Annotated in this window: 19 protein-coding genes and 8 tRNA genes; 14 read left to right on the top strand and 13 right to left on the bottom strand. The window is 73.9% G+C overall.

All coding sequences use genetic code 11. The features are described 5' to 3' along the window. Nucleotides 1-188: 188 nt before the first annotated feature. A complete protein-coding gene (locus tag ACIQ9P_RS34485; RefSeq protein ID WP_402365279.1) occupies nt 189-2,960 on the bottom strand; it encodes a SpoIIE family protein phosphatase in 2,772 nt (923 codons plus the stop codon). 98 nt (nt 2,961-3,058) lie between these two features. On the opposite strand from ACIQ9P_RS34485, the gene ACIQ9P_RS34480 reads away from it, so the two are divergent. After that, the gene (locus ACIQ9P_RS34480; protein WP_402365277.1) at nt 3,059-3,868 is read left to right on the top strand and encodes a TrmH family RNA methyltransferase; all 810 of its coding nucleotides are present in this window, start codon (nt 3,059-3,061) and stop codon (nt 3,866-3,868) included. A gap of 488 nt (nt 3,869-4,356) precedes the next feature. Here the strand turns inward: ACIQ9P_RS34480 and ACIQ9P_RS34475 are convergent, their stop codons facing one another. Continuing rightward, nucleotides 4,357-6,522 carry a serine/threonine-protein kinase gene (locus ACIQ9P_RS34475; protein WP_402365275.1) on the bottom strand — a complete coding sequence of 722 codons (2,166 nt, stop codon included), beginning with the start codon at nt 6,520-6,522 and terminating at the stop codon, nt 4,357-4,359. A 439-nt stretch (nt 6,523-6,961) separates the two neighbouring features. Here ACIQ9P_RS34475 and ACIQ9P_RS34470 point away from each other — a divergent pair, with 439 nt between their 5' ends. Further along, entirely contained in the window at nt 6,962-7,162 is a 201-nt protein-coding gene (locus ACIQ9P_RS34470; RefSeq protein WP_266310372.1) for a hypothetical protein, read from the top strand. A gap of 316 nt (nt 7,163-7,478) precedes the next feature. Here ACIQ9P_RS34470 and ACIQ9P_RS34465 read toward each other — a convergent pair. The 6 genes from ACIQ9P_RS34465 to ACIQ9P_RS34440 all read right to left on the bottom strand — a co-directional run bounded on the left by ACIQ9P_RS34465 (nt 7,479) and on the right by ACIQ9P_RS34440 (nt 8,099). After that, nucleotides 7,479-7,550 (bottom strand) — tRNA-Val (locus ACIQ9P_RS34465). Nucleotides 7,551-7,591: 41 nt separating this feature from the next. Continuing rightward, a tRNA-Val gene (locus ACIQ9P_RS34460) sits at nt 7,592-7,663 on the bottom strand. Nucleotides 7,664-7,703: 40 nt separating this feature from the next. Further along, nucleotides 7,704-7,775 (bottom strand) — tRNA-Val (locus ACIQ9P_RS34455). Between the two features lie 28 nt (nt 7,776-7,803). Continuing rightward, a tRNA-Val gene (locus ACIQ9P_RS34450) sits at nt 7,804-7,878 on the bottom strand. A gap of 34 nt (nt 7,879-7,912) precedes the next feature. Then, nucleotides 7,913-7,986, bottom strand: a tRNA-Cys gene (locus tag ACIQ9P_RS34445). Between the two features lie 40 nt (nt 7,987-8,026). After that, nucleotides 8,027-8,099, bottom strand: a tRNA-Gly gene (locus ACIQ9P_RS34440). A gap of 299 nt (nt 8,100-8,398) precedes the next feature. Here ACIQ9P_RS34440 and ACIQ9P_RS34435 point away from each other — a divergent pair. From ACIQ9P_RS34435 to ACIQ9P_RS34425, 3 genes are all read left to right on the top strand, one after another. Beyond that, nucleotides 8,399-9,460, top strand: a complete 1,062-nt coding sequence (locus tag ACIQ9P_RS34435; protein ID WP_402365273.1) for a chorismate-binding protein — start codon at nt 8,399-8,401, stop codon at nt 9,458-9,460. 73 nt (nt 9,461-9,533) lie between these two features. Beyond that, entirely contained in the window at nt 9,534-10,364 is an 831-nt protein-coding gene (locus ACIQ9P_RS34430; RefSeq protein ID WP_402365271.1) for an aminotransferase class IV, read from the top strand. Nucleotides 10,365-10,440: 76 nt separating this feature from the next. Further along, nucleotides 10,441-11,283 (top strand): GNAT family N-acetyltransferase, encoded by an 843-nt coding sequence (locus tag ACIQ9P_RS34425; protein ID WP_402365269.1) that lies wholly within the window; start codon nt 10,441-10,443, stop codon nt 11,281-11,283. 28 nt (nt 11,284-11,311) lie between these two features. On the opposite strand, the gene ACIQ9P_RS34420 is transcribed toward ACIQ9P_RS34425, so the two are convergent. Further along, a complete protein-coding gene (locus ACIQ9P_RS34420; RefSeq protein WP_402365267.1) occupies nt 11,312-11,821 on the bottom strand; it encodes a DsbA family protein in 510 nt (169 codons plus the stop codon). Between the two features lie 212 nt (nt 11,822-12,033). Between ACIQ9P_RS34420 and ACIQ9P_RS34415 the strand changes: the two genes are divergently transcribed. Then, on the top strand, nt 12,034-12,573 hold the full coding sequence (locus ACIQ9P_RS34415; RefSeq protein WP_402365266.1) for a hypothetical protein: 540 nt from the start codon (nt 12,034-12,036) through the stop codon (nt 12,571-12,573). A gap of 52 nt (nt 12,574-12,625) precedes the next feature. Here the strand turns inward: ACIQ9P_RS34415 and ACIQ9P_RS34410 are convergent, their stop codons facing one another. Both ACIQ9P_RS34410 and ACIQ9P_RS34405 read right to left on the bottom strand, forming a co-directional pair. Beyond that, nucleotides 12,626-13,195: a CGNR zinc finger domain-containing protein gene (locus ACIQ9P_RS34410; protein WP_402365264.1), complete on the bottom strand. Its 570-nt coding sequence runs from the start codon at nt 13,193-13,195 to the stop codon at nt 12,626-12,628. A gap of 536 nt (nt 13,196-13,731) precedes the next feature. Continuing rightward, nucleotides 13,732-14,145 (bottom strand): SsgA family sporulation/cell division regulator, encoded by a 414-nt coding sequence (locus ACIQ9P_RS34405; RefSeq protein ID WP_030056266.1) that lies wholly within the window; start codon nt 14,143-14,145, stop codon nt 13,732-13,734. 194 nt (nt 14,146-14,339) lie between these two features. On the opposite strand from ACIQ9P_RS34405, the gene ACIQ9P_RS34400 reads away from it, so the two are divergent. The 3 genes from ACIQ9P_RS34400 to ACIQ9P_RS34390 all read left to right on the top strand — a co-directional run bounded on the left by ACIQ9P_RS34400 (nt 14,340) and on the right by ACIQ9P_RS34390 (nt 15,375). Continuing rightward, nucleotides 14,340-14,900, top strand: a complete 561-nt coding sequence (locus ACIQ9P_RS34400) for a TIGR02611 family protein (RefSeq protein WP_402365262.1) — start codon at nt 14,340-14,342, stop codon at nt 14,898-14,900. Nucleotides 14,901-15,023: 123 nt separating this feature from the next. Next, nucleotides 15,024-15,095, top strand: a tRNA-Val gene (locus ACIQ9P_RS34395). Nucleotides 15,096-15,303: 208 nt separating this feature from the next. Next, a tRNA-Val gene (locus tag ACIQ9P_RS34390) sits at nt 15,304-15,375 on the top strand. Between the two features lie 114 nt (nt 15,376-15,489). Here ACIQ9P_RS34390 and ACIQ9P_RS34385 read toward each other — a convergent pair. Beyond that, nucleotides 15,490-16,257 (bottom strand): exonuclease domain-containing protein, encoded by a 768-nt coding sequence (locus ACIQ9P_RS34385; protein WP_402365260.1) that lies wholly within the window; start codon nt 16,255-16,257, stop codon nt 15,490-15,492. A 152-nt stretch (nt 16,258-16,409) separates the two neighbouring features. Between ACIQ9P_RS34385 and ACIQ9P_RS34380 the strand changes: the two genes are divergently transcribed. From ACIQ9P_RS34380 to ACIQ9P_RS34365, 4 genes are all read left to right on the top strand, one after another. Beyond that, the gene (locus tag ACIQ9P_RS34380) at nt 16,410-16,964 is read left to right on the top strand and encodes a DUF4365 domain-containing protein (protein WP_043471851.1); all 555 of its coding nucleotides are present in this window, start codon (nt 16,410-16,412) and stop codon (nt 16,962-16,964) included. Between the two features lie 32 nt (nt 16,965-16,996). Continuing rightward, on the top strand, nt 16,997-18,208 hold the full coding sequence (locus tag ACIQ9P_RS34375; protein ID WP_402365258.1) for a hypothetical protein: 1,212 nt from the start codon (nt 16,997-16,999) through the stop codon (nt 18,206-18,208). Between the two features lie 99 nt (nt 18,209-18,307). Continuing rightward, nucleotides 18,308-20,287: a threonine--tRNA ligase gene (thrS, locus tag ACIQ9P_RS34370; protein ID WP_402365256.1), complete on the top strand. Its 1,980-nt coding sequence runs from the start codon at nt 18,308-18,310 to the stop codon at nt 20,285-20,287. A 73-nt stretch (nt 20,288-20,360) separates the two neighbouring features. Further along, entirely contained in the window at nt 20,361-20,921 is a 561-nt protein-coding gene (locus ACIQ9P_RS34365) for an HIT family protein (RefSeq protein ID WP_402365254.1), read from the top strand. 76 nt (nt 20,922-20,997) lie between these two features. Here ACIQ9P_RS34365 and ACIQ9P_RS34360 read toward each other — a convergent pair whose 3' ends face one another. After that, nucleotides 20,998-22,641, bottom strand: coding sequence for a hypothetical protein (locus ACIQ9P_RS34360; protein ID WP_402365252.1), 1,644 nt, complete (start codon nt 22,639-22,641; stop codon nt 20,998-21,000). Nucleotides 22,642-22,827: 186 nt separating this feature from the next. Here ACIQ9P_RS34360 and ACIQ9P_RS34355 point away from each other — a divergent pair, with 186 nt between their 5' ends. Beyond that, nucleotides 22,828-23,253: a thiol-disulfide oxidoreductase DCC family protein gene (locus tag ACIQ9P_RS34355; protein WP_402365250.1), complete on the top strand. Its 426-nt coding sequence runs from the start codon at nt 22,828-22,830 to the stop codon at nt 23,251-23,253.

Raw genomic sequence — 23,253 nt, 5'->3', positions numbered from 1 at the left:
GCATTTTGCAAACACCACTTTGCAAACAGAAGCTGTTTGCAAAGTGGTGTTTGCAAAACAACGATGGCCTGTCACTCGCTCGGCACCGTAGGAGCCACCTTTTCCGGCATTTTGCAAAGTGTGACTTTGCAAAATGCTCCGAAGAACACTGAACCCCCGCACCCCGAGCCGCCGAACCCACCCCCCACTCACTCCAACGGCTGCTCCGTCCAGATCACCTTCCCGGTGGCGGTGTACCGCGTCCCCCACCGGTCGGCGAACTGTGCGACCAGGAAGAGCCCGCGCCCGCCCTCGTCGGTGGTGGCCGCGTACCGCAGGTGCGGCGACGTACTGCTCCCGTCCGACACCTCGCAGATCAGCGACCGGTCGAGGAGCAACCGCACCCGGATCGGCCCGGTGCCGTACCGGATCGCATTGGTCACCAGCTCGCTCAGGATCAGCTCGGTGACGAACGCCGCCTCGTCCAGCCCCCACCGCTCCAGCCGCTCCGCCACGGCCGCCCGCACCCCGGACACCGCCGCCGGGTCCGCCGGCACCTCCCACTGCGCCACCCGGTCCGCCGGCAGCACCCTGGTCCGCGCCACCAGCAGCGCGATGTCGTCCTGCGGCCGCGTCGGCAGCAGCGCGCCCAGCACGTCCGCACAGGTCTGCTCCGGACTGCGCGGCGGCCCGCTCAGCGCCGCCCGCAGCAGTTCGAGCCCCTCGTCGATGTCCCGCTGCCGGTCCTCGACCAGCCCGTCCGTGTACAGCACCAGCCGACTGCCCTCCTCGACCTCCAGCTCCACCGTCTCGAACGGCAGCACCGCGAGCCCCAGCGGCGGCCCGGTCGGCAGCTCCGGGAACACGACCGTCCCGTCCGGCCGCACCAGCGCCGGCGGCGGATGCCCGGCACTGGCCAGCGTGCACCGCCGCGACACCGGGTCGTAGATCAGATACAGACAGGTCGCACCCGTCACGGCCGCCGCCCCGCCGGTCGCCGACTCCTCCTGGTCGATCCGGTTCACCAGCTCGTCCAGGTGTCCCAGCAGCTCGTCCGGCGGCAGGTCCAGGGTCGAGAAGTTGTGGATCGCCGTCCGCAGCCGTCCCATCGTCGCCGCCGCGTGCAGCCCGTGCCCCACCACGTCCCCGACCACCATCGCCACCCGCGCGCCCGGCAGCGGGATCACGTCGAACCAGTCGCCGCCGACCCCCGCCTGCGCCGGCAGGTACCGGTGCGCCACCTCCAGCGCGTTCTGCGCCGGCAGGGTGCGCGGCAGCAGACTGTGCTGCAGGGTCACCGCCATCGCGTGCTCCCGGGTGTACCGGCGCGCGTTGTCGATGCAGACGGCGGCGTGCGAGACCAGCTCCTCCGCCAGCGCGAGGTCCTCCTCCTCGAACGGCTCCTCCCGCTCCGAGCGCCAGAACCGCACCACCCCGAGCAGCACACCGCGCGCCTTCAACGGCACCCGCACCAGCGAGTGCACCCCGTGGTCGAGCACCCGCGCCGCGCCCTCGGGATCCTGCTCCCGCCACGCCCGCGCCTCCGCCAGCCGCGGCTCGATCCCGGGCAGCCCGCTGCTCAGCGTGCCCGCGAGCGGTGTCGACGGTACGACCTCGACCACCGTGCCCACCGGGTGGAACGGCGGCTCGCCGCGCGCGGCCGACAGCGCGGCCCGTCGCATCCGCAGCGGCGCCGCGCCGGTCGGCGGCTCGTCGCCCTCCAGCACCTGCTCGGCGAGGTCGACGGTGACGACGTCGGCGAACCGGCCCACCGTCACCTGGGCCAACTCCTCCGCCGTCCGGGTCACGTCGAGGGTGCTGCCCACCGTGACCCCGGCGTCGTAGAGCAGCCGCAGCCGCCGCTGCGCCACCTCGGCCCGCCCGGTCAGCGCCAGCAGCTCGGTTGAGTCCCGCAGCGTCGCCACCGAACCGGGCGGCCCGCCGTCCCGGTCCGTCGGCCGCACGTTCACCGCCAGCAGCCGTTCCCCGGCCATCACCACCTCGTCGGTGACCGCCCGTCCGGCCGCCAGCAGCTCCAGCGGAGCCGGCTCCAGGCCCAGCTCGGTGAGCGGACGACCCTCGGCGTCGGGCGGCAGGTCGAGCAGTCGCCGCGCCTCGTCGTTGCAGAGCAGCAGCCGTCCGTCACCGCCGAGGATCAGCACGCCCTCGCGCACCGCGTGCAGCACCGCCGCGTGGTGCTCGTACATGCGGGTCATCTCGGTCGGCCCCAGCCCGTGGGTCTGGCGCTTCAGCCGACGGCTGATCAGCGCCGTCCCGCCGGTCGCCAGCCCGAGCCCGAACGCGGCGGCCCCGAGCACCACCGGCAGCTGCCGCTCGCTGGCACTGCTCACATTGGCGATGGTGATGCCCGCCGACACCATCCCGACGATCTGCCCGTCCGGCGCCCGCACCGGCACGATCGCCTGCACCAGCGGTCCGATGGTGCCGGTGACCTCCTCGGTCACCACCTGTCCGGCGAGTGCGGGCGTGTAGTCGCCGACGAACTTCTGGCCGATCCGGTCCGGGTTCGGGTGGGTGTAGCGGATGCCGTCGTCGTTGAGGACGACGATGAAGTCCACGCCCGCGTTGATCCGTGCCGCCTGGGCCGAGGGCTGGAGGACCGCGCTCGGGTCGGGGGAGCGCAGGGCCTCGACGATGCCGGGCGAGTTGGCGTAGGTCTGGGCGACCGCGACCGACCGGGTGGTCGCCTCCTGCCGGGCGTCGTTGCGGGACTGCACCACCAGGGCGACCACGGCGGCCACCACCAGCAACAGCACCACCACGACCTGCAACGCGAAGACCTGTCCGGCCACCGACCGCCCCCGGACCGGCTTGGGCCGGGCCGCGCGGGCGTGCTGGTGCCGACCGTGTGGGCGCCCACCGGGGGAGCCGGCGGCGGTACCGGTGGATCGGGAGGTGGAGCCGGAACCGGTCGCACCAGGGTCCGAAGGAGCCCAGGATCGGCCCGAAAAACGGGCCATACGTCATATTTGCACTCCGCGAGCCGACGGGCCAAGGCCACCCGTGACGAGCGTTGGGCCGGTTGGCCTTCCCCGGCCCGACTTGGCAGGATCACAGGGTGTCCGAACCCAGCACCGTCACCGACCCCGCCGACCCCCGTCTCGCCGACTACACCGGCCTGACCGACGTCGAACTCCGCCGCCGCCGCGAACCCGCCGAGGGCCTGTTCATCGCGGAGGGCGAGAAGGTCGTCCGCCGCGCCCTCGCGGCCGGCTACCGGATGCGGTCGATGCTGCTGACCCCGAAGTGGCTGGACGTGATGGCGGACGTCATCGCCGAGGCGGACGCCCCGGTGCACGTCGTCGATCCGGACCTGGCCGAGGCCGTCACCGGCTACCACGTCCACCGCGGCGCGCTCGCCTCGATGGAGCGGCAGCCACTGCCGGACGCCGCCGACCTGCTCGCGGGCGCCCGTCGGGTGGCCGTCCTGGAGGGCCTGGTCGACCACACCAACCTCGGCGCGATCTTCCGCAGCGCGGCCGCTCTCGGCATGGACGCCGTGCTGCTCTCGCCCGACTGCGCCGACCCGCTGTACCGGCGCGCGGTCAAGGTCTCGATGGGCGCGGTCTTCGCCGTCCCGTACGCGCGGCTGGAGCCCTGGCCGGCCGCCCTGGACACGGTGCGCGCCGCCGGCTTCGACCTGCTCGCGCTCACCCCCGCCGAGACCGCCGTGGACCTCGCCTCGGTGGTCACCGACGGTCGGTCCGGGACGGCGCTGATGCTCGGCGCCGAGGGCGACGGCCTCACCCGCCAGGCCCTGGCCGCCGCCGACCACGCCGTCCGCATCCCGATGGCCCACGGCATCGACTCCCTCAACGTCGGCGCCGCCGCCGCCGTCGCCTTCTACGCCGTCACCGCCGGCCGCTGACCCCACCCCTGCGAACCCTCGGGCAGGCCGCCGTACGGGAAGTCGGTCCGGCCGACCTCCCGTACGAAGCGGGTCCGCGGCCCGGTGGCCGGGTACGCCCGCACGGGCCCCGCACCGGCCCGCACCGCCGACGGGAGGGGAGATCGGCGGGTCCGACCTCCCACGCGTCGGCGGCAGGCACCCCGGGGTGCGGTACGGCTGCCCGGGAAGTCGGTCCGGCCGACTTCCCACGCCGGGCAGCGACGTCGGGCGCGCGCCGATCCGGTGGCCGGCGGTTCCCGTGGGCCGCTGCGAGCGTCGGGGAGATCGACCTGCTCGACCTTCCGGGCCGCGGAGCGACGCCCGGCGTGGCCCCCGATCCGGACCGGACCACGCCGCTCCGGTCCGGTGACCGGAGCGGCGTGGTCGAGGGGGAAGTCGACCAGGCCGACTTCCCACAGCACGCGGGATCGGCCCGGCGGGCGCGGGCGGCCTCCCGTCGGCGGGTGTCAGCCGGTCGGGGCCGGGACCGGGGCGGTGGGGGGTGCCGGGGCGGCGGCCGGGGGTGGGGTGATCGCCGGGGGAGTGGTGGCCGAACCGGGCCAGGACTCGTCCAGGGTGCCGTCGGCCCGCAGGGCGTAGCGGGTGGAGGTGGTGGCCCCGGTCTGGGTGACCCGCTCCTCGCGAACGAGGGCGCCGTTGTCCAGCCGCCAGGTCGCGACCGCCTGCGGGTCCGCCGCCGAGGAGCGCGAGGTCAGGACCACCGGGGTGTCCCCGGTGAACGAGAAGAGCTGCACCAGGTCGACCGGCACCGACCCCTCCGAGCGCCGCAGGACGACCAGCACCGCCGGCCCGCCCTTGTACCGCGCGGGGAGTACGGCGCTGAGCACGACCTGCGGTCCTGGGCCCGCCGAGCGGCCGTCCCGCAGGGTGATCGCCGGACCGCCGGCCGGATCGGCGTAGGAGCGGTTCGGCCAGTCGACGGTGGGCCCGAGGCCCTGCGCGGGTGCCAGCGCGGCGTCCCCGGCCGCCGGGGCACCGTGGGCCGCGGCCGCCAGCGGGCTGGTGGACGGCGCGATGCCGTCCGCCGAGAGTCCGGCCCCGGCGGTCGGCGTCGCGCCGTGCGCCTGGTCCCCCGCGCCGGTGGCAGCAGGGGCGCCTGCCGGGCCCTGCGCGACGGAGGAGGTCACGGACGGCCGCTGGCCCTGGTTGTCGCGGTTCTCGCACCCCTGGGCCGCCGCGATGGCCAGCGCCACCCCGACCGTCACGGTCACGAAGACCACGAGCCGCTGCCGCAGCAGCCGCTGCCGTGCCGTCCCCGGCCGTCCGCCGGGCACCGGGGTGTGCTGCCGGTCGCGCGGGCGGCCCGGCCGCTGGGCCCGGTCGCGTCCGGGCGGCGGCGTCGCCTGCCGCTCGCGCATCGGCCGGGTGGCCTGGGCCGCCTCGGGCCGGGGGAGCGGGGCGGTGACCGCCTGGCTGCTGTCGTACCCGGCGCCGGGGGCCCGTCGGGGCGCGCCACCGGGCGCTCCGCCGGCCCGGCCGACCGCGCCGGCCCGGGCCCGGGCCGCCGCCGGGTCGGGTGTCCGACCGGGGGCCGGGACGCCGCGCGGCGCGCCGGCGGGCGCTCCCGCCGGTGCCCCGGGGGTCGGGCGCGCGGGGGCGCCGGACCGGTCCGGGCCACCGGCCCCGGGCCGTCCCTCGGCTCCCCGGCCGGCTCCCGGGCGGCCGTCGGCGGCCGCGGTCGGCGCTCCGGGCGCGGCCGCGGCCCGCCCGGCCGGATCGTCCCGTCCGGTCGTGTCGCCGCGAGCCCCGCGCCCCCGGCCGAAGGGCCCGCCGCCCGCGCCGCCGCCGGTACCGCCCCGTACGGCGAGTTCGCTCAGCCGCTCGTGCAGCGCGGCCGCGCCGGGCCGTTCGGCGGGTTCCTTGGCCAGGCAGGCCCGGATCAGCGGCGCCAGCTGCGGCGGTACCGCGCCGAGGTCGGGCTCCTCGTGCACGACGCGGTAGAGCATCACCTCCGAGGAGGCGCCGGAGCCGAACGGCGTGTCCCCGGTGAGCGCGTAGGCGAGCGTCGCGCCGAAGGCGAAGACGTCGGTCGCGGGCGTGACGGCGACCCCCCGGACCTGCTCGGGGGCGAGGAAGCCGGGGGAGCCGACGGCGGTGCCGACGTGGGTGAGGGTGCTGGCCCCGCGCGACCAGGCGATGCCGAAGTCGATGATCCGGGGTCCGCGCGGCGACAGCAGGATGTTGGAGGGCTTGAGGTCCCGGTGGACGACGCCGGCCTCGTGCACCTTGACCAGTCCGTCGGCCAGCGCGGCCCCGATCCGGGCGACCTCGGGCCAGCCCAGCGCCCCTTCGTCGCCGACCCGCTTGTACAACGAGGGCCCGGGGACGTAGGCGGTGGCCAGCCAGGGCCGGTCGGCCTCGATGTCGGAGCCCATGACGCGGGCGGTGCAGCCGCCCCGGATCCTGGACGCGGCGGCGATCTCGCGGGCGAAGCGGGTGCGGAACTCGATGTCCTCGGCCAGTTCGGCCCGGATCAGCTTGAGCGCGACCCGCTGGCCCCTGCGGTCGGAGCCGAGGTAGACCACGCCCATGCCGCCGGCCCCGAGTCGGCGGTGCAGTCGGTACGGCCCGACGATGCGGGGGTCCTCACGCCTCAGCCGCATCATCGTCATTCCCGTGTCCCCGTCAGACTGTCGGTGAGGCCCCGTCGGGTGGGGCGTCGTCAGTTCCTGTCCGGCACAGCTTACGGACTGCCCGCTGCGGTGTGCTGATACGCAACACCTCAAGCCACCGTCCGATTGTCGGATCTTGGACCGGCCGTCGCCGGGGCGGTGCCGAATCGTTTCTCGGGGTCCCCTCTCAGGGTTCCCCCGGGGGCGCCGCCGCGGGCGTCTCCGCCTGCGGTAGTAGGCCCCAGGTCCGGGCGTCATCCTCCGGGAGGCCCGGAAGACAGTACGACGGCATGACGTCCACCAACCCCCTCGCGCCATACCGTTGTTCTCAGCGGTGGACGGGGAGCTCGTCCCCCGAGGTAAGCCGTCCACCGCGTCCTCTTGCACCACTGTTCCGCCTTCCACCACCGGGCCGAGTTCACGAATCAGGAGTCAGGGCATGGCAGCGCAGCACACGGGATCCACCTCCCGCCGCCGTCGGCCGGCCTTCACTCAGCCGCAGGCCGCGGAGCCCACCAGGCACCCGGCGGTGGCGGTGGCCATGGCACTGCCCTGCGCGGTGCTGCTGGCCGTCCTGTTCGGAGGCTGGGAGCAGATGGCGAACCAGGCGCAGGCGGTGGCCGATCTGATCGGCCACTGACCCGCTTCACAAGCTGGCACTGATCCCCTGGGGACGGGGAGCCGGTGCCGCCGGGGAGGCCGCCGCCGCGACAACTCGCGGACGGGCGAGTGCGGCGCGCAGTGCGCCCCGGCAGGCGGAGACGCCGCGTACGGACGTCGGTGAGGGCGACCGTACGCGGCTTCTTCCCGTCCAGGGCCCGCACCGGGACCCGGAACAGCCGCAGTACCCCGCAGAGCCCGAAGAACCCGCAGAACCCCACCGAACGACCCCGGGACGGAACGCCGAAAACGGCCGGGGCCGCGACTCGTTCGAGTCGCGGCCCCGGCCGTCACTGTGCGCGATACTGGGATTGAACCAGTGACCCCTACCGTGTCAAGGTAGTGCTCTCCCGCTGAGCTAATCGCGCCTGGTAAGGCGTTCCTGCAACAGACCCCGGAGGGCCTGACGTGCGCGATACTGGGATTGAACCAGTGACCCCTACCGTGTCAAGGTAGTGCTCTCCCGCTGAGCTAATCGCGCGGGTGCGGTGCTTCCGCAGCGGATCCCGAAGGGTCCGACGTGCGCGATACTGGGATTGAACCAGTGACCCCCACCGTGTCAAGGTGGTGCTCTCCCGCTGAGCTAATCGCGCGGGGCTGATGCCTCGGTGGAACCGGGCGTGGTGCGCGATACTGGGATTGAACCAGTGACCCCTACCGTGTCAAGGTAGTGCTCTCCCGCTGAGCTAATCGCGCGGGGAGGGGAACCCGGAGAACCGGGCGCTCCTCTTGGAGGTGGAGACGGGATTTGAACCCGTGTACACGGCTTTGCAGGCCGTTGCCTCGCCTCTCGGCCACTCCACCAGGCAACACTCGAAGGACGATCTTACACTGTCCTTCGTCGAGCGGACGACGAGATTCGAACTCGCGACCCTCACCTTGGCAAGGTGATGCTCTACCAACTGAGCCACGTCCGCCTGTCTCCCGGGGTCTTCACCGGTTTTCCCGGCTGCGCTCCCTGGCGACGTGTTGAACTCTAGCGGATTCCCGGGCCAGCTAAAAATCCGTTCCCGCAGCGTGCCCCCGGGGTCCCCGCCCGACGGCCCCGGCCGCCCCGGGTCCGACCGCCCCGGACGGACCCACCGGGGGCGGCGGAGCACCGTGAGTGACACCCGCAGGTCATCCCGCGTACGCCCGCGCGACGCCCGCGTCTGCTCACGCCCCCCGACCTACACTTCAGACACCGCAACCTCGCAAAGCCCTGTGCAGGAGAACCGTGTCCGGCCACCCCGCCCCTCAGCAGCCCCTCGCCCGCTTCGGCGGCCGCGTCGCCACCGGGCTGCGCGACGTCACCTCGGACCCGGCCGCGCTGGACTCCGCCGGTTGGTGGGCGGTGGCCCACGACTTCGAGGGCCGGCTCACCTGCGCCCGCTTCGACGACGTCCGCCCGGCTCCGGCCGCGCCCTCGGGAGCGGGCTGGCTCGGCCCGGCCGCCGGGAGCTGGCGCAGCTCGCTCGACCGCGCCGCCTACACCGAGGGCGTGCGCCGGATCCGCGAGCACATCGCCGCCGGTGAGGTCTACCAGGCCAACCTCTGCCGGGTGCTCGCCGCCCCGCTGCCCGATCCGGACCGCTCCGACATCGACGCCCTCGCCGGCCTGCTCGCGCACGGCAACCCGGCCCCCTACGCCGGCACGGTCCGGCTGCCCGGCCACGGGGTCGAGATCGCCACCGCCTCGCCCGAGCTCTATCTGCGCCGCACCGGCCGCACCGTCGCCTCCGGCCCGATCAAGGGCACCGGCCGCACCGAGCACGACCTGCTCGACAAGGACCACGCCGAGAACGTGATGATCGTCGACCTGGTCCGCAACGACCTCGGCCGGGTCTGCGCCACCGGCACCGTCACCGTGCCGGACCTGTGCGCGGTCGAGAAGCACCCCGGCCTGGTCCACCTGGTCTCCACCGTCGAGGGCACCCTGCGCGAGGACGTCGGCTGGCCCGGGCTGTTCACCGCCACCTTCCCGCCCGGATCCGTCACCGGCGCCCCCAAGTCCAGCGCCCTGCGGATCATCGAAGCCCTGGAGACCGCGCCGCGCGGCCCCTACTGCGGCGCCGTCGGCTGGGTCGACGCCGATCGGGGCGAGGCCGAACTCGCGGTCGGCATCCGCACGTTCTGGATCGACCGGACCGACCCGGCGGCACCCGAACTGCGCTTCGGCACCGGCGCCGGCATCACCTGGGACTCCGACCCCGACCGGGAATGGGCGGAAACCGAACTGAAGGCGGCCCGCCTGGTCGCGATAGCGTCGGGTGCCGAGACGTACTCCGACACCGACTGAACCCGGCACGGACCCGGCCGGCCGCCACCCGGACCCGGCCGACCCGTGCCCGTCCCGCGAGGAGCCCCCCGCGATGCAGCACTCCACCACCAGCTGGGTCAACGGCACCCTCGTCGACTCCGCGGACCCGGCCCTGTCCGTCCTCGACCACGGACTCACCACCGGCGACGGCGTGTTCGAGACCATGAAGGCCGTCGACGGCAGGCCCTTCGCCATCACCCGCCACCTCGACCGGCTCACCCGCTCCGCCCGCGGCCTCGGACTGCCCGACCCCGACCACGACCTGGTCCGGGAAGCGGCCGCCGCCGTCCTCGCCGCCAACCCGATGCCGCTCGGCCGGCTGCGCCTCACCTACACCGGCGGCACCGCGCCGCTCGGCTCCGAACGCGGCGACGGCGGCCCCACCCTGGTGGTCTCCCTTGGCACCGCCGCCCGCCGTCCCGACACCACGGCCGTCGCGGTCGTCCCCTGGCGCCGCAACGAACACAGCGCCGTCGCCGGCCTCAAGACCACCTCCTACGCCGAGAACGTCGTCGCCCTCGCCGCCGCCCACCGGGTCGGCGCCTCCGAGGCGCTGCTCGCCAACACCGCCGGCCGGCTCTGCGAGGGCACCGGCTCCAATGTCTTCGTCGTCCTGGACGGCCGGCTGCTCACGCCGCCGCTCGCCTCCGGCTGCCTGGCCGGCATCACCCGGCAGCTCGTCGTCGACTGGTGCGGCGCCGAGGAGGCCGACCTGCCGCTGGACGCCCTCCAGGAGGCCGAGGAGGTCTTCCTCACCTCGTCCCTGCGCGACGTCCAGGCCGTCACCCGGATCGACGACCGCGAGCTCTCCGGACCCGGCCCGGTCACCCTGAGGGCGATGACGGCCTTCGACCGGCGCAGCGGCGACGACCTCGACCCCTGACAGCTCCGGGGGCACCGGGCACGTCCGCGCGGCCCCGGCCGGTAGAACAGCCGGACGGCGGGGAAGGGAGCGGGACATGACCATCACGCTGCGCCCCGAGAGCCAGGAGACCCCCACCCCCGCGGGCGGCCGGACCAGACGCTGGCAGATCTGCGTCAACGGCCGCCCGGTCGGCGGGCTGCGCACCACGGCCGTCCCCCGGGGTGACCGACTCTGGGGCGAGATAGCCGAGTTGGAGGTGCGCAGCGGGCGCGGCCGGGGCCGGGGGACGATCGCCGCGCTGGCCGCCGAGGAGGTGCTGCGCGGCTGGGGCTGCGTCCGGGTGGACGCGGACATCCCGGAGACCGCGCGGATCGCCCGCTCGCTGGCGGTGACCCTCGGGTACACCGAGCGGATGCGGAACATGGTCAAGCGGCTGGACGGGCCGCCCGCGCTGCCGGAGGGCGTCGCGGCCCGCCCGATCGACGACGCCGCGTTCCCGGACTGGTTGGCGGAGGCCAAGGCGGGCTATCTCCGTGACCTGCTGGCCTCCGGGCTGGCCGAGGAGCAGGCCCGCGCCAAGGCCGAGGCCGACCATCGGACGCTGCTGCCGCAGGGGGCCGGCACCCCGGGGGTCGCGCTGCGCCGGCTGCACGGGGCGGGGGAGGAGCCGTTGGGCTCGCTCTGGCTGGCGCTGCGGGTCCGGGAGCTGTCCGACGGCGCGCCGCTCGGCTGGGTGATGGTGGTGGAGGTGGCCGACGCCCACCGGGGGCGCGGGCACGGGCGGACGCTGATGCGGCTCGCGGAGCGCGAGTGCCTGGCGGCCGGGGTCCGCGACCTCGGGCTGAACGTCTTCAGCGGCAACGAGGTCGCGGTCCGGCTGTACGAGTCGCTCGGCTACCGGGTGACGAACCGGGTCTACGGCAAGGAGCTGCTGTGAGCCACCGACCCGCGCCGGGCGGTGCGGCTCAGGCGGTGCGGGCGGCCCCGGCGGCCTCGACGGCGGCGACGAGGCGCTCCAGCAGGCCGTCCTGGCTCTGCCCGCCGTCGAACCGCTGCCCGGCGACGACGTAGGTCGGCGTGCCCTTCACCCCGATCGCCCGGCCCTCCGCCTGGTCGGCGTCGACGGTGAGCATGTGCCGGCCGTCCACCAGCGCGGTGTCCACCTCCTCGGGGTCGACCCCGACCTCCCGGGCGACCTCCAGCAGCACCTCGGTGCCGCGCGCGGAGAGGTCCTCGACCCGGGCCAGCAGCGCTTCTACGAAGGGCCAGCCCAGTCCCTGGGCGAACGCCTCCTCGGCGGCCTCGGCGGCGGCGTAGGCGTACTTGTGCTTCTCCAGCGGGAAGTGCCGCAGCTCGATCGGCAGCGCGTCGCCGAAGCGGGCGCGCAGCTCGCGGACGTCGTCCAGGGCGGTGCGGCAGTCCGGGCACTGGAGTTCGCACCAGAACTCCAGACGGGGGAGGGAACCTTCGATCATGCCTTCAGTGTTCCACCTGTGGGGCCCGCGCCGGGACAGTCGGCGACCGGGCCCGGCCACACCGGGAGCGACGGGAGGTCCGACGGGATGACGACTCCGACCGACGGGGCGGCGGTGACAGCCGTGGCGGCCCCGACCATGACTACGGCCCCGGGGGCCGAGGGCCGCTCCGGCGCCGCGAAGGCGAAGGCGACGGGCGAGGGGAGGCGGCCGTGCTGACGGCGGCGGTCAGTGTCGCGCTCACGGCGGCCGGGGTGGCGGTGGCGGGCCTGCGTGCCTACCGCCGGCGCTTCCTCTCCGCGACCCGCTGGTTCGCCGTGGCGCTGCTGCCGCTGGGCCTCTATCTGACCGGCCTGTTCCCGGTGGCCCGGACGATCGGCGACGAGCTGGCCGACTGGGCCACCAAGCTCGTCCTCGATCCCCGGGTGTGGACCGGCATCGTGCTGCTGGGCGTCTCGGCGGGTCTGCTGGCGACGACCCGCTGGGTGGCCCGCCGCGGGGCCGTGGCCGGCGGCGAGTCCCGTCCGGCGGCGGCCGGTCCGGCGCCGGCCAGGCCCGCCGTGGCTCCCGCCGCCGGTGCCCCGGCCGCGGGGCCGGTTCCGAAGCGCGCCGAGGAGGCCGCTCGGGCCGAGCCGGGCCGGGCGGGGAACCCGGGCACGGCGGCGAAGGGCAAGGCGGGCAAGGGCAAGGACGACGACGGACTGGGCGACTTCGCCGAAATCGAGGAGATCCTGCGCCGGCGCGGCATCTGAATCCGAGAGCCCCGCTTCCCGGTCCCGCTCCCGGATGCCGGGCCCCGGCCGCTCAGGCCGGGGCCACCGCGTCCGCGGAGCGCTGGCGCGCCCGGTAGGCGGCCACGTGCAGCCGGTTTCCGCAGGTCCGGCTGTCGCAGTAGCGGCGCGAGCGGTTGCGCGAGAGGTCCACGAAGACCCGTGCGCAGTCCGGCGCCTCGCAGCGGCGCAGCCGTTCGCGTTCGCCCGCGGTGAGGATGAAGGCCAGCGCCATGCCCAGTTCGGCGGCCAGGTGGTCGCCGAGGGCGGCGTGCGGCGCGAAGTAGTGGATGTGCCAGCCGTGGTGGTCGTGGTTGGTCAGCCGGGGTGTCGTCCCGGCGGCCGCGACCAGGGCGTTCACCTGCTCGGCGGCCGCTTCGGTGGACTCGGTGCCGAAGACCTCGCGCAGCCGGGAGCGCAGCCGGTGCACCTTCCGCAGGTCGTCCTCGGTGAGGGAGTCGACCTCGCTGATCTCCTGCCGGACCACGAAGGCGTCGAGCGCCGCGATGTCGGGCAGCAGTTCGGTGCCGCACACCTCGGGCGCGGTGTTGAGCAGCTCGACGAGGATGCTCAGGGCGCACTCGGTGTCATGGGTGATCAGCACGTGGAGGCTCCTCGTGCGGAGGGGGCCGTGGGCACCCCGCGACTACGGGTCATTCCCAGACCTTACCGGGGCGGCGAGCGGTCCGGCGGTGGCTTGCTTCGAAGACGTGTACGGATTCCGTAGGTCTGTACGGAGTTTCCTCCGGGAGTCCGCCCGGGCGGTGCCCGCCGGGGCGGACTCCCGGGGCAGCCGGCGCCGTGTCCCGGGGCACGGCCGCCCGCGCGGGCGGGAAGGCGGGCGGGAAGGCGAAGGGCGAGCAGAGGGGAGCGGAGGGGGCGCCGGGAGCAACGGGGCGGCGGCGGGGAAAACGGTCACGCCCGACAGCGAGGCCGGCCACCCGTGGGATGGCCGGCTCCGGTGCCGGGCGTGTGCGGTGCCGAGGGCCCACCCCGGTCGGGGTGAACCGTTTCAGCACCGGCCCCGAGACCGCGTCGTGCGCGGCTGAGTCTGCTGCCGTGCCCCCGAGTAGGACGGCTGCGGTGACGGCAGGGGTGACGACCCCGCCGACAGCGGGGCGTGACCGCCTCCGGTCGGGGTCAGCTTTCGGCGAGGATGTGGGACAGCTCCCGGTCGAGGTCGAAGTGACGGTGTTCGGTGCCGGGTGGCACGGCGGCGTCCGTCCGCTTGAGGAAAGACTCAAGCGCCCGGGCCGGGGCTTCCAGCAGGGCTTCTCCTTCCGGAGAGCTGAGGGCGATGCAGACCACCCCTTGCCCGTGGCTGCGCGACGGCCAGACCCGGACGTCGCCGGTACCGGTGGGTCGGTGCAGCCCCTCCGCAAGGAGATCTCGGGCGAACACCCACTCCACGGTCTCGTCGGCGCCGGTGTGGAACGTGGCGTGCACGGCATAGGGGTCGGCGGTGTCGTAGCGCAGGCCCGCGGGGACGGGCAGTGAGGACTCGCTGGACACGATGAGGCGCAGGTGCAGCTCGCAGCTGACCGTGGTGTTCATAAGCGCCATGGCCTTTCGCTCAGTGTGCGCTCGGGGAATCGCACGTCGGCGAACGGACCATCCCACCTCCAAGACCGATGTAAACCCCTCTGTCCCGATTCGGGCGCGAGTCGTACCCCTTACGGCGCATTGCGGAATCGCCACAGACCGGCTTCCGGGCGATTAGTGGAGCCCTTCTCGGTTAGTTTCCTGGCATGACTGTGCGAAGCGACAAGGCACGCGGTGACGCGGGCGGGAACACCGGAACGGGGGATGTGGTCGTGCCGGACGACACGGGGGTGCCGACGGGTGCGGACGACGGGGGCCGGGGGGCCGACGGGCCCGGCGCGGAGGGGGCGGCGGAGGCCGGCGCGGACGGCACCGGGGGTGCGGAGGGCGGCAGGCCGCTCGGCTCCAGGGCCCCGCGCTTCATCCGCCGCTCCCGCCCGCTGCACCTGAGCTGGCAGGTCGCCGTCTTCCTGGTCGGGCTGGCCGTCGTGGCGCTCGGCGTGGTCATGCTGCCGCTGCCCGGCCCGGGCTGGGTGGTGATCTTCCTGGGTATGGGCATCTGGGCGACCGAGTTCGTCTGGGCCCAGCTGGCGCTGCGCTGGACCCGCCGCAAGGTGGCCGAGGCGGCCCAGAAGGCGCTGGACCCGAAGGTCCGGCGGCGCAATCTGACGCTCACCGCGATCGGCCTGGTGCTGATGGCCGCGCTCGGCGGCTGGTACCTCTGGAAGTACGGGCTGGTCATGCCCTGGAAGATCCACGAGGACTGAGCCGTCCGCCCGCCCGCCGGGCGGGGCCGTCCGGGTGAGGGTGCCGCCGGCGGCGGCCGGACCCCGGGGGGAGAGCGCCGTTCGGACCACCCCTCGGGATGCGGTAATGTTTTCCCTGCACCCGGGCGATTAGCTCAGCGGGAGAGCACTTCGTTCACACCGAAGGGGTCACTGGTTCGATCCCAGTATCGCCCACCGGAATGCATTGTGATATGTGAGGCCCAGCCGATTATCGGCTGGGCCTCACATGTATTTCCCGCAATCCGTTGAACGGTGTCGGGGAATGTCCTGAGGCGCAGTCATCTTCCGCACCGCGCGGGAGTTCTGTGGGTGCGTCGGACGGCACTCCCCGAACGAGTTGTACGGCACCCCCCGAATGGTGCTACAGTTCTTCTCGTTGCCCGGGCGATTAGCTCAGCGGGAGAGCACTTCGTTCACACCGAAGGGGTCACTGGTTCGATCCCAGTATCGCCCACCGGACAGCACGCAGGCCCTGATCGGGATACCGATCGGGGCCTGCGGCGTTCGTGCGCGGCACACCGCCGCGTGTCGGACGGCGGGTGTCCTGGCGGGAGTGTCCGGGCGGGGCCTACGCGGCCACCTCGCAGTCGTGCTCCGGTGCCAGTCGCCGCCCGCATCCGCACCGGGCCGGGCGCATCGGCCAGGACAGGTCCACCCGTTCGTCCGCCCCCGAGCGGTCGAACCAGGCTTGCAGCCCCCGGGCCTGCGCCGCGTGCCAGACCGCCTGCCGCAGGTGCAGCTCGCCCACCGTCAGCCCGCCCAGCGCCCCCGGGTACCGGGCGCCGACCGCCCGCACCAGTTCCAGCGCCGCCGTCGCGTCCGCCGCCGCCTCGTGCGCCCCGGTCAGCTCGACCCCGTAGTGCGCGCACAGGTCCGTCAGCGTCCGCCGGCCCCGGCGGTAGCGGTCCACGTGCTTGTCCAGCACCCGCGGGTCCAGCACCAGCAGCGCCGCCGGACCGGTCACCTCGGCCAGCGACGTCCCCCGGTGCCGGCGCAGCTCGCGGTCCAGCAGTGTCAGGTCGTACGGGGCGTTCATCACCACCACCGGGCGTCCGGCCCGGGCCTGTTCGGCCAGCGCGGCGGCCACCTCGGCCACCACCACCGCCGCCGGGCGCCCGAACGCCCGCACCCTCGCGTCGTCTATCCCGTGCACCGCGCGGGCGCCGTCGGGTATCGGCACGCCGGGATCGGCGAGCCAGGTGGTCGCCACCGGGGCGGCGCCCGGGGCGGGTTGGACGACCAGGGCGGCCGAGACGATGCGATCGGTCTCGACGTCCACGCCGGTGGTCTCGGTGTCGAAGGAGGCGAGCGGGCCGGTGAACCAGTGCTGCTGCATGACTGCCCCTCGAAAACAGCGTGTTCCGCCCCGGTGATACCCGCCCCTGACACCCCCTCAACCGTTTGGCGCGACACCGGCCGGGCACCCTGCCCACGGGTGCCGTGTTCGAATCCGGACCGGCCGGGGGGACGGGGGAGGGACGGACGGTCATGGCGCTGACGCAGCCGCAGCCCGACGAGGCGGCGGCCGTCCTGCGGGGCGACCTGGCGGTGACGGCCTGCATGGAGACCTTGCAGGTCGGGTATCTGCACGCGGTCGTCGCGGCGGCCGGCTGCTCGCTCTCGCAGCCGTTCCCGGACAACGGCATCGACTGGCAGGTCAGCCACGGCTCGCGCAGCCACGAGGTCGACGACGAGGTCACCGTCAAGATCCAGCTGAAGGCCACCCAGCAGATCGCGCCCGACCCGCGCGGCGCCTTCTTCTCCTTCACCCTGGACAACGACCATCTGCGCAAGCTCGCCCGGCCCCGGGTCGCGGTGCCCCGGATCCTCGTCGTCATGCTGCTGCCCCGCCGGGTGGACCGCTGGCTGGCCGCCCGGCCCGACGCGCTGGAGCTGCGGCACTGCTGCTACTGGGTCAACCTGGCCGGCCACCCCGTGACCGGGCAGCGCCGGACCAACGTCCGTGTCCCCACCGCGAAGGTCTTCGACGACCGCGCCCTGTGCGACATCATGGCCAGGGTCGGCGCGGGCGGCAGCCCGTGACGGCCCGGCCCCCGGCCGGGAGGAGCCGCTCCATGACACTGCCCCACGGGCCGTCGCGCCCCGCGACCGGCGAGCCGCCGCAGACCGGGCCGCTGCCCGATCCGGCCGCCGTCGACCCCGCGGTGCTCGCCACCCTGCTCGCCCGGCACGGCTGGGTCCGGCGCGGCGGGCCCTCCGCCCGCTACGGGCGCTGGACGCCCCCCGAGGGCACCGACCCCGGCGTCAGCCTGCTCGTCCCGGCCGGCGACGGCTTCGACGACGCGGTCGATCTGCTCACCGACGCCGTCACCGCGCTGTCCCGCTCCGCCAGTCCCTCCGCCCGGGCCATCCTGCTCGCCCTCGCCGTCCCCGGCGACGAGCTGCACTGGCACCGAGACCCGGCCGGGCCGCCCGGCGCCGCCGCCCCCGGCACCGCCCCCTGGGAGGAGGCCGAACGGCTCCGGCGGGCCGCCCGCGCCATGCTCGCCGCCGGCGCCAAGGCCGGCCGCACCCGCGCCGCCTACTTCGGCGCCCGCCTGGACGCCTGGGCCGGCGACTTCGTGGACCGGGTCCTGGTCGTCGCCGACGGCCCCGGGCTCACCGTCCGCAGCCCCGCCCCCGAGGGCCGGGCGGCGGTCACCACCCTGGTCCGCGCCCTGGAGGCGCTGCGCGACGCCGTCGACTACCGCCGGGTCAGCGGCGGCGCCGAGGCGTTCGAGAACGCCGTCCAGTCCGGGGTCAGCCGCGAGCTGGTCGACGCCGTCCAGGAGCTCGTGCGCGGCGCGACCGCGGGCCGGTTCGCCGTCGCCTGGTCGGCCGCCGTCGGCACCCCGGGCGGCTTCGGCGACCGCCGGACGGCCGTCGAGTTCTCGCCCGGTGACCTGCCCGCCCTGACCGAGGCCGCCGAACTGCTCGAACGCCTCGAACCCGCCGTCGCCGTCACCCTGGTCGGCCTCGTGGTCCGGCTCAAGCGGGCCGACCCCGCCGGACCGGGCAGCGTCCGGCTGCGGGTGCTCGGCGGCGCCGAGGTCGACGAGGTCAAGATCCGGCTGCCCGACCCCGCCTACCGGCTCGCCGCCGAGGCCCATCTCGCCGGCACCCCCGTGCGGATCGCCGGCCGCCTGGAACGCCGCGGCGGCTTCCGCCGCCTCACCCGCCCGACCGGCCCGGAGCCCTGCGGACTGGAGGACGCCGAGCGGGACCGGCTGCTCAAGACGCTGGGGGAGGGACGGGAGAAATACCCGGGGGAGCGACGGGAGCCGTAGTGGGGGTACGGAGGTGACGGTGGGGTCACCGGTCTCGGTACCATCGTCAGGCGCAGTGCTGTGCTGCGTCCTCTGAATCCAGCACGTCAGGAGAGACCGGTGACGGACGTCCGGGTAATCATCAACCGCGAACCCGATCGGGAAGAGCGCGTGGTGACCACGGGCACCACGGCCGCCGAGCTCTTCGCGGACGATCGCTCGATCATCGCGGCCAAGGTCGCCGGCCAGCTCAAGGACCTCGCCTACGCGGTCCAGGACGGCGACGAGGTCGAGCCGGTCGTGATCGGCAGCCCCGACGGCCTCGACATCCTGCGCCACTCCACCGCGCACGTGATGGCCCAGGCCGTGCAGCAGCTCTTCCCGGAGGCCAAGCTCGGCATCGGCCCGCCGGTCAAGGACGGCTTCTACTACGACTTCGACGTCGAGAAGCCGTTCCACCCCGATGACCTCAAGGCCATCGAGAAGAAGATGCAGGAGATCATCAAGCGCGGGCAGAAGTTCTCCCGCCGCGTCGTCACCGACGAGGCGGCCCGCGAGGAGCTCTCCGGCGAGCCGTACAAGCTGGAGCTGATCGGCCTCAAGGGCTCCGCCGCGACCGCCGGCGAGGGCGCCGACGTCGAGGTCGGCGCGGGCGAGCTCACCATCTACGACAACCTGGACGCCAAGAGCGGCGAGCTGTGCTGGGGCGACCTCTGCCGCGGCCCGCACCTGCCCAGCACCCGGATGATCCCGGCGTTCAAGATCATGCGCTCGGCCGCCGCCTACTGGCGCGGCAGCGAGCGCAATCCGATGCTCCAGCGCCTCTACGGGACCGCCTGGCCGAGCAAGGACGAGCTCAAGGCGCACCTGGAGTTCCTGGAGGAGGCCGCCAAGCGCGACCACCGCAAGCTCGGCAACGAGCTCGACCTCTTCTCCATCCCCGAGGAGATCGGCTCCGGCCTCGCCGTCTTCCACCCCAAGGGCGGCATCATCCGCCGCGCCATGGAGGACTACTCGCGCCGCCGGCACGAGGAGGAGGGCTACGAGTTCGTCTACACCCCGCACGCCACCAAGGGGAAGCTGTTCGAGAAGAGCGGCCACCTGGACTGGTACGCGGACGGTATGTACCCGCCCATGCAGCTCGACGAGGGCGTGGACTACTACCTCAAGCCGATGAACTGCCCGATGCACAACCTGATCTTCGACGCGCGCGGCCGCTCGTACCGTGAACTGCCGCTGCGCCTGTTCGAGTTCGGCACCGTGTACCGGTACGAGAAGTCCGGCGTGGTGCACGGCCTGACCCGCGCCCGCGGCTTCACCCAGGACGACGCGCACATCTACTGCACCCGCGAGCAGATGGCGGACGAGCTCGACTCGACCCTCACCTTCGTGCTCAACCTGCTGCGCGACTACGGCCTGACCGACTTCTACCTGGAGCTGTCCACCAAGGACCCGGAGAAGTTCGTCGGCGACGACGCGACCTGGGAGGAGGCCACCGCCGTCCTGGCCGCGGTGGCCGAGAAGCAGGGTCTGCCGCTGGTCCCGGACCCGGGCGGCGCGGCCTTCTACGGCCCGAAGATCTCGGTGCAGGCGAAGGACGCCATCGGCCGTACCTGGCAGATGTCGACCATCCAGCTCGACTTCAACCTGCCCGAGCGTTTCGACCTGGAATACACCTCGGCGGACGGCTCGCGCCAGCGGCCGGTCATGATCCACCGGGCGCTGTTCGGCTCGATCGAGCGCTTCTTCGCGGTGCTGCTGGAGCACTACGCCGGCGCCATGCCGCCGTGGCTGGCCCCGGTCACGGTGACCGGCATCCCGATCACCGACGAGCACGTGCCGTACCTGCTGGAGGTCGCGGCCGAGCTGAGGAAGCGGGGGATCCGGGTCGAGGTGGACACCTCGGACGACCGGATGCAGAAGAAGATCAGGAACGCCCAGAAGACCAAGGTCCCGTTCATGCTGATCGCCGGCAACGACGACGTCGAGGCGGGCGCGGTCTCCTTCCGCTACCGCAACGGCGAGCAGAAGAACGGCGTCCCGCTGGCCGACGCGGTCGCCGAGATCGTGGACGCTGTGGAGCGCCGGATCCAGGTCTGACCACGACCGTGCGCGCGGGGCGGGCTCCTTCGGGAGTCCGCCCCGCGCGCTTTGCAAGCGGGGGTGGGCGAATATGCTGATCAGCATGACGACTGAGCCGGAACTGCAGCGGGGCGTCGGGGAGCCGGACGGCTTCCGCCGCCTGTGGACCCCCCATCGGATGGCCTACATCCAGGGCGAGAACAAGCCCACCGGCCCGGCTCCGGACGACGGCTGTCCGTTCTGCTCGATCCCGTCGCTCACCGACGAGGACGGGCTGGTCGTCGCGCGCGGGAACGCGGTGTACGCGGTGCTCAACCTGTACCCGTACAACGGCGGCCACCTGATGGTGGTCCCGTACCGGCACGCGGCGGACTACACCGAGCTGGACGAGGCGGAGACGGCCGAGCTGGCGGTGTTCACCAAGAAGGCGATGACGGCGCTGCGCGCGGCCTCGGGCGCGCACGGCTTCAACATCGGGATGAACCAGGGCGCGGCGGCGGGGGCCGGTATCGCGGCGCACCTGCACCAGCACGTGGTGCCGCGCTGGGGCGGGGACACCAACTTCATGCCGGTGGTCGGCCACACCAAGGTGCTGCCGCAACTGCTGGCGGACACCCGGAAGATGCTGGCCGAGGCGTGGCCCCAGGACTGACGCGCACAGCGAGGAGGGCCCCCGCCGACCCGGAACGGTCGGCGGGGGCCCTCCTCGTGCCGCGGGGCGTCCCGGTTCAGGCGTCGTAGCGGTCGACCTTGAACGGGCGGCTGCCCTGGGCCTCGGCCTTGAGGCCGGCCGCGCGGCCCTTGAAGGCCCGTTCGGTGTCGAGGTCGTGCTCGGCGAGGAACTCCATCGTCGCGGTGTGGACGGCGCCGATCACCGGGTGCGAGATGTTGAGCGCGTTGTCGGCCATGCTGCGGGTGTCCCAGGGCAGGCCGGCCCAGATGTGCCGGAGGCCGAAGGGCTCGGGCAGGCCGAGGCCGCCGCCGAGCCAGGACAGCAGGCTCGGCGTCCGGTGGAAGGGGGCGCGGACGGCCTGCCGGACGACCTCGTCGTTGTCGATCAGCGGGAGCTTGACCGTCCGCTCCTCCCAGAACCGTACGGTCTTGGCGACCGACTTCTCCTTGTCCTTGGGCTTGTCGAAGAAGTAGCCGTTGATCGGGCCGAGCGCGAAGGCCGCGACGGTGACGTTGAGGGTGTTGGCGAGCAGGGCGACGGTGACGGTGAAGGTCAGGACGAGCTTGCCGTCGTGGGTGATGAACTGGGTGGCGAGGTAGTGCCGGGGGCCGCCGGGGAAGGTCTGCTTGTCGGCGATGGCCTGGACGGCGAAGTCGCGCATGTGGTCGCCGTCCATGTCGGCGCTGCCGGGGCGGCTGATCTCGTCGGCGTTCTCGCCGACCTCGAAGACGACCCACTGCTTGATCCGGACGTCGGGGATGCCGCTGTTGGCGACCTCGCTGATGCCGAGGGCCTTGAGGTGGCCGGAGATCTTGCGGACGAGGTCCCAGGGGTGGAACTGGCGGAAGTCGATCTGGCCCTCGGCGGGGCGCAGGGTGTCGATGAGCTTCCACTCGCCCCAGCGGCGGCCGGCGCCGAGGATGCCCTTGGGCCCGGCGTAGTGCTGGACGTTGGTCTCCTGCTCGGATTCCAGTCGGCCGAGCTTGGCGCGCAGGTCGGCGGCCTTCTTGTCGAGGTCGTCGCGGGGGACGGCCATCGGGACGGTCGCGGCGACGGCGTTGCCCTCGACCAGTTGCAGCCAGCGGGCGCGCAGGTCCAGGGCGGTGCGGACGACGATGCGCTTGGCGAGGTACCAGCCGACGACCGGGGCGAGCATGACGATGCGCAGGTAGAGGCCGAGGATGCCGCCGGCCGGGGGCTTGATCGCGAGCAGGACGGCGACGGCGGCGGCCAGGGTGAGGACGACGGCCCCGTACATGCCGGCGTTCTTCGGGTTGTCGCGCTTGAGCCAGGCGCGGAGCTGGAAGGCGCCGAGCCAGATCAGGGTGCCGGGAAGGAAGAGCAGGCCGGTGGCGACGGAGACGGTGGACAGCTGCCGGTCGCGGCCGCGGCGGACCTCCTCGGCGGCGAGGCAGTGCTCGACGACCTGGCGGGTGTCGACGCCGAAGGCGGGGACCAGGGGCTTGCGGTCGCCGCCGAGCGCGCGGGAGATGAGCGCCTTGCTGAAAGCCTCGCCGAAGTTGGGCGCGAAGAGCGCGAAGCGGCCCTTCTTGGCGGTGGCCCCGTCGAGCCTGGCGGTGTCGCCGGCGAGCGTGCCGTCGCGGTAGGCGGCCGAGGAGAGCGCCTGGGTGCCGGCGGTCTGCGGTCCGGCGTCGGTCCGGGGTATCTGCGCACCCGGGGTCATGTCGAGTGTGGTCACGGTGGCGTCCCCTCCTCCCCTTGTCCTGCGGCAGGGTACCGCGCCGGGGTACCGGTACGCGGATGATCGTCTGAACTGGCGTCACGAACGGGCCACGTCGGGCCCGTGGGGCATGATGCCCACGTTTCGGCCGTTCGACGCGCCCCGGGAGGTCGCGGCCGGGAGGGATGGGGCACGATGGGCGGCATGGAGAGCGATGCGCTGACGGATCCGGTCCTGGTCTTCGACGGGGACTGCGCGTTCTGCACGACGTGCGCGGGCTGGGCGGAGCGGTACCTGCGGCAGACGCTGGCGTCGGGCGGCTGGGAGGCGGTGCCGTTCCAGTTCGCGGACCTGGCGGGTCTGGACGCCGTGGCCGGGGGGCGCGGGGAGGTGTCGTGGGAGCGCGCGGAGCGCGAGGTGCTCTGGGTGACGCCGGCCGGCCGGGTGTACGGCGGGGCGCAGGCGGTGGCGCGGCTGCTGATGCGTTCGGGCGGGGCGTGGGCGTACCTCGGCGGGGTGCTGGCGCTGGCGCCGGTGCGGCCGGTGGCGGCGCTGGGGTACCGCTGGGTGGCGCGGAACCGGCACCGGATGCCGGGCGGGACGCCGGCCTGCGCGCTGCCGCGGCGCTGA

Source organism: Kitasatospora sp. NPDC094019, assembly GCF_044764505.1.
Classification (GTDB): Bacteria; Actinomycetota; Actinomycetes; order Streptomycetales; family Streptomycetaceae; genus Kitasatospora.
The sequence above is the reverse complement of the archived record's forward strand: the minus strand, read 5'-3'. Positions and strand labels throughout refer to the sequence as shown.

Excerpts from the sequence above, each read along its gene's own strand:
- ACIQ9P_RS34400 (WP_402365262.1), top strand. The coding sequence starts at position 14,340 with ATGACTGTGCGAAGCGACAAGGCACGCGGTGACGCGGGCGGGAACACC.
- ACIQ9P_RS34355 (WP_402365250.1), top strand. The coding sequence starts at position 22,828 with ATGGAGAGCGATGCGCTGACGGATCCGGTCCTGGTCTTCGACGGGGAC.
- ACIQ9P_RS34380 (WP_043471851.1), top strand. The coding sequence starts at position 16,410 with ATGGCGCTGACGCAGCCGCAGCCCGACGAGGCGGCGGCCGTCCTGCGG.
- ACIQ9P_RS34365 (WP_402365254.1), top strand. The coding sequence starts at position 20,361 with ATGCTGATCAGCATGACGACTGAGCCGGAACTGCAGCGGGGCGTCGGG.
- ACIQ9P_RS34405 (WP_030056266.1), bottom strand. The coding sequence starts at position 14,145 with ATGAACACCACGGTCAGCTGCGAGCTGCACCTGCGCCTCATCGTGTCC.
- ACIQ9P_RS34375 (WP_402365258.1), top strand. The coding sequence starts at position 16,997 with ATGACACTGCCCCACGGGCCGTCGCGCCCCGCGACCGGCGAGCCGCCG.
- ACIQ9P_RS34430 (WP_402365271.1), top strand. The coding sequence starts at position 9,534 with ATGCAGCACTCCACCACCAGCTGGGTCAACGGCACCCTCGTCGACTCC.
- ACIQ9P_RS34485 (WP_402365279.1), bottom strand. The coding sequence starts at position 2,960 with ATGGCCCGTTTTTCGGGCCGATCCTGGGCTCCTTCGGACCCTGGTGCG.
- ACIQ9P_RS34425 (WP_402365269.1), top strand. The coding sequence starts at position 10,441 with ATGACCATCACGCTGCGCCCCGAGAGCCAGGAGACCCCCACCCCCGCG.
- ACIQ9P_RS34470 (WP_266310372.1), top strand. The coding sequence starts at position 6,962 with ATGGCAGCGCAGCACACGGGATCCACCTCCCGCCGCCGTCGGCCGGCC.
- ACIQ9P_RS34475 (WP_402365275.1), bottom strand. The coding sequence starts at position 6,522 with ATGACGATGATGCGGCTGAGGCGTGAGGACCCCCGCATCGTCGGGCCG.
- ACIQ9P_RS34385 (WP_402365260.1), bottom strand. The coding sequence starts at position 16,257 with ATGCAGCAGCACTGGTTCACCGGCCCGCTCGCCTCCTTCGACACCGAG.
- ACIQ9P_RS34420 (WP_402365267.1), bottom strand. The coding sequence starts at position 11,821 with ATGATCGAAGGTTCCCTCCCCCGTCTGGAGTTCTGGTGCGAACTCCAG.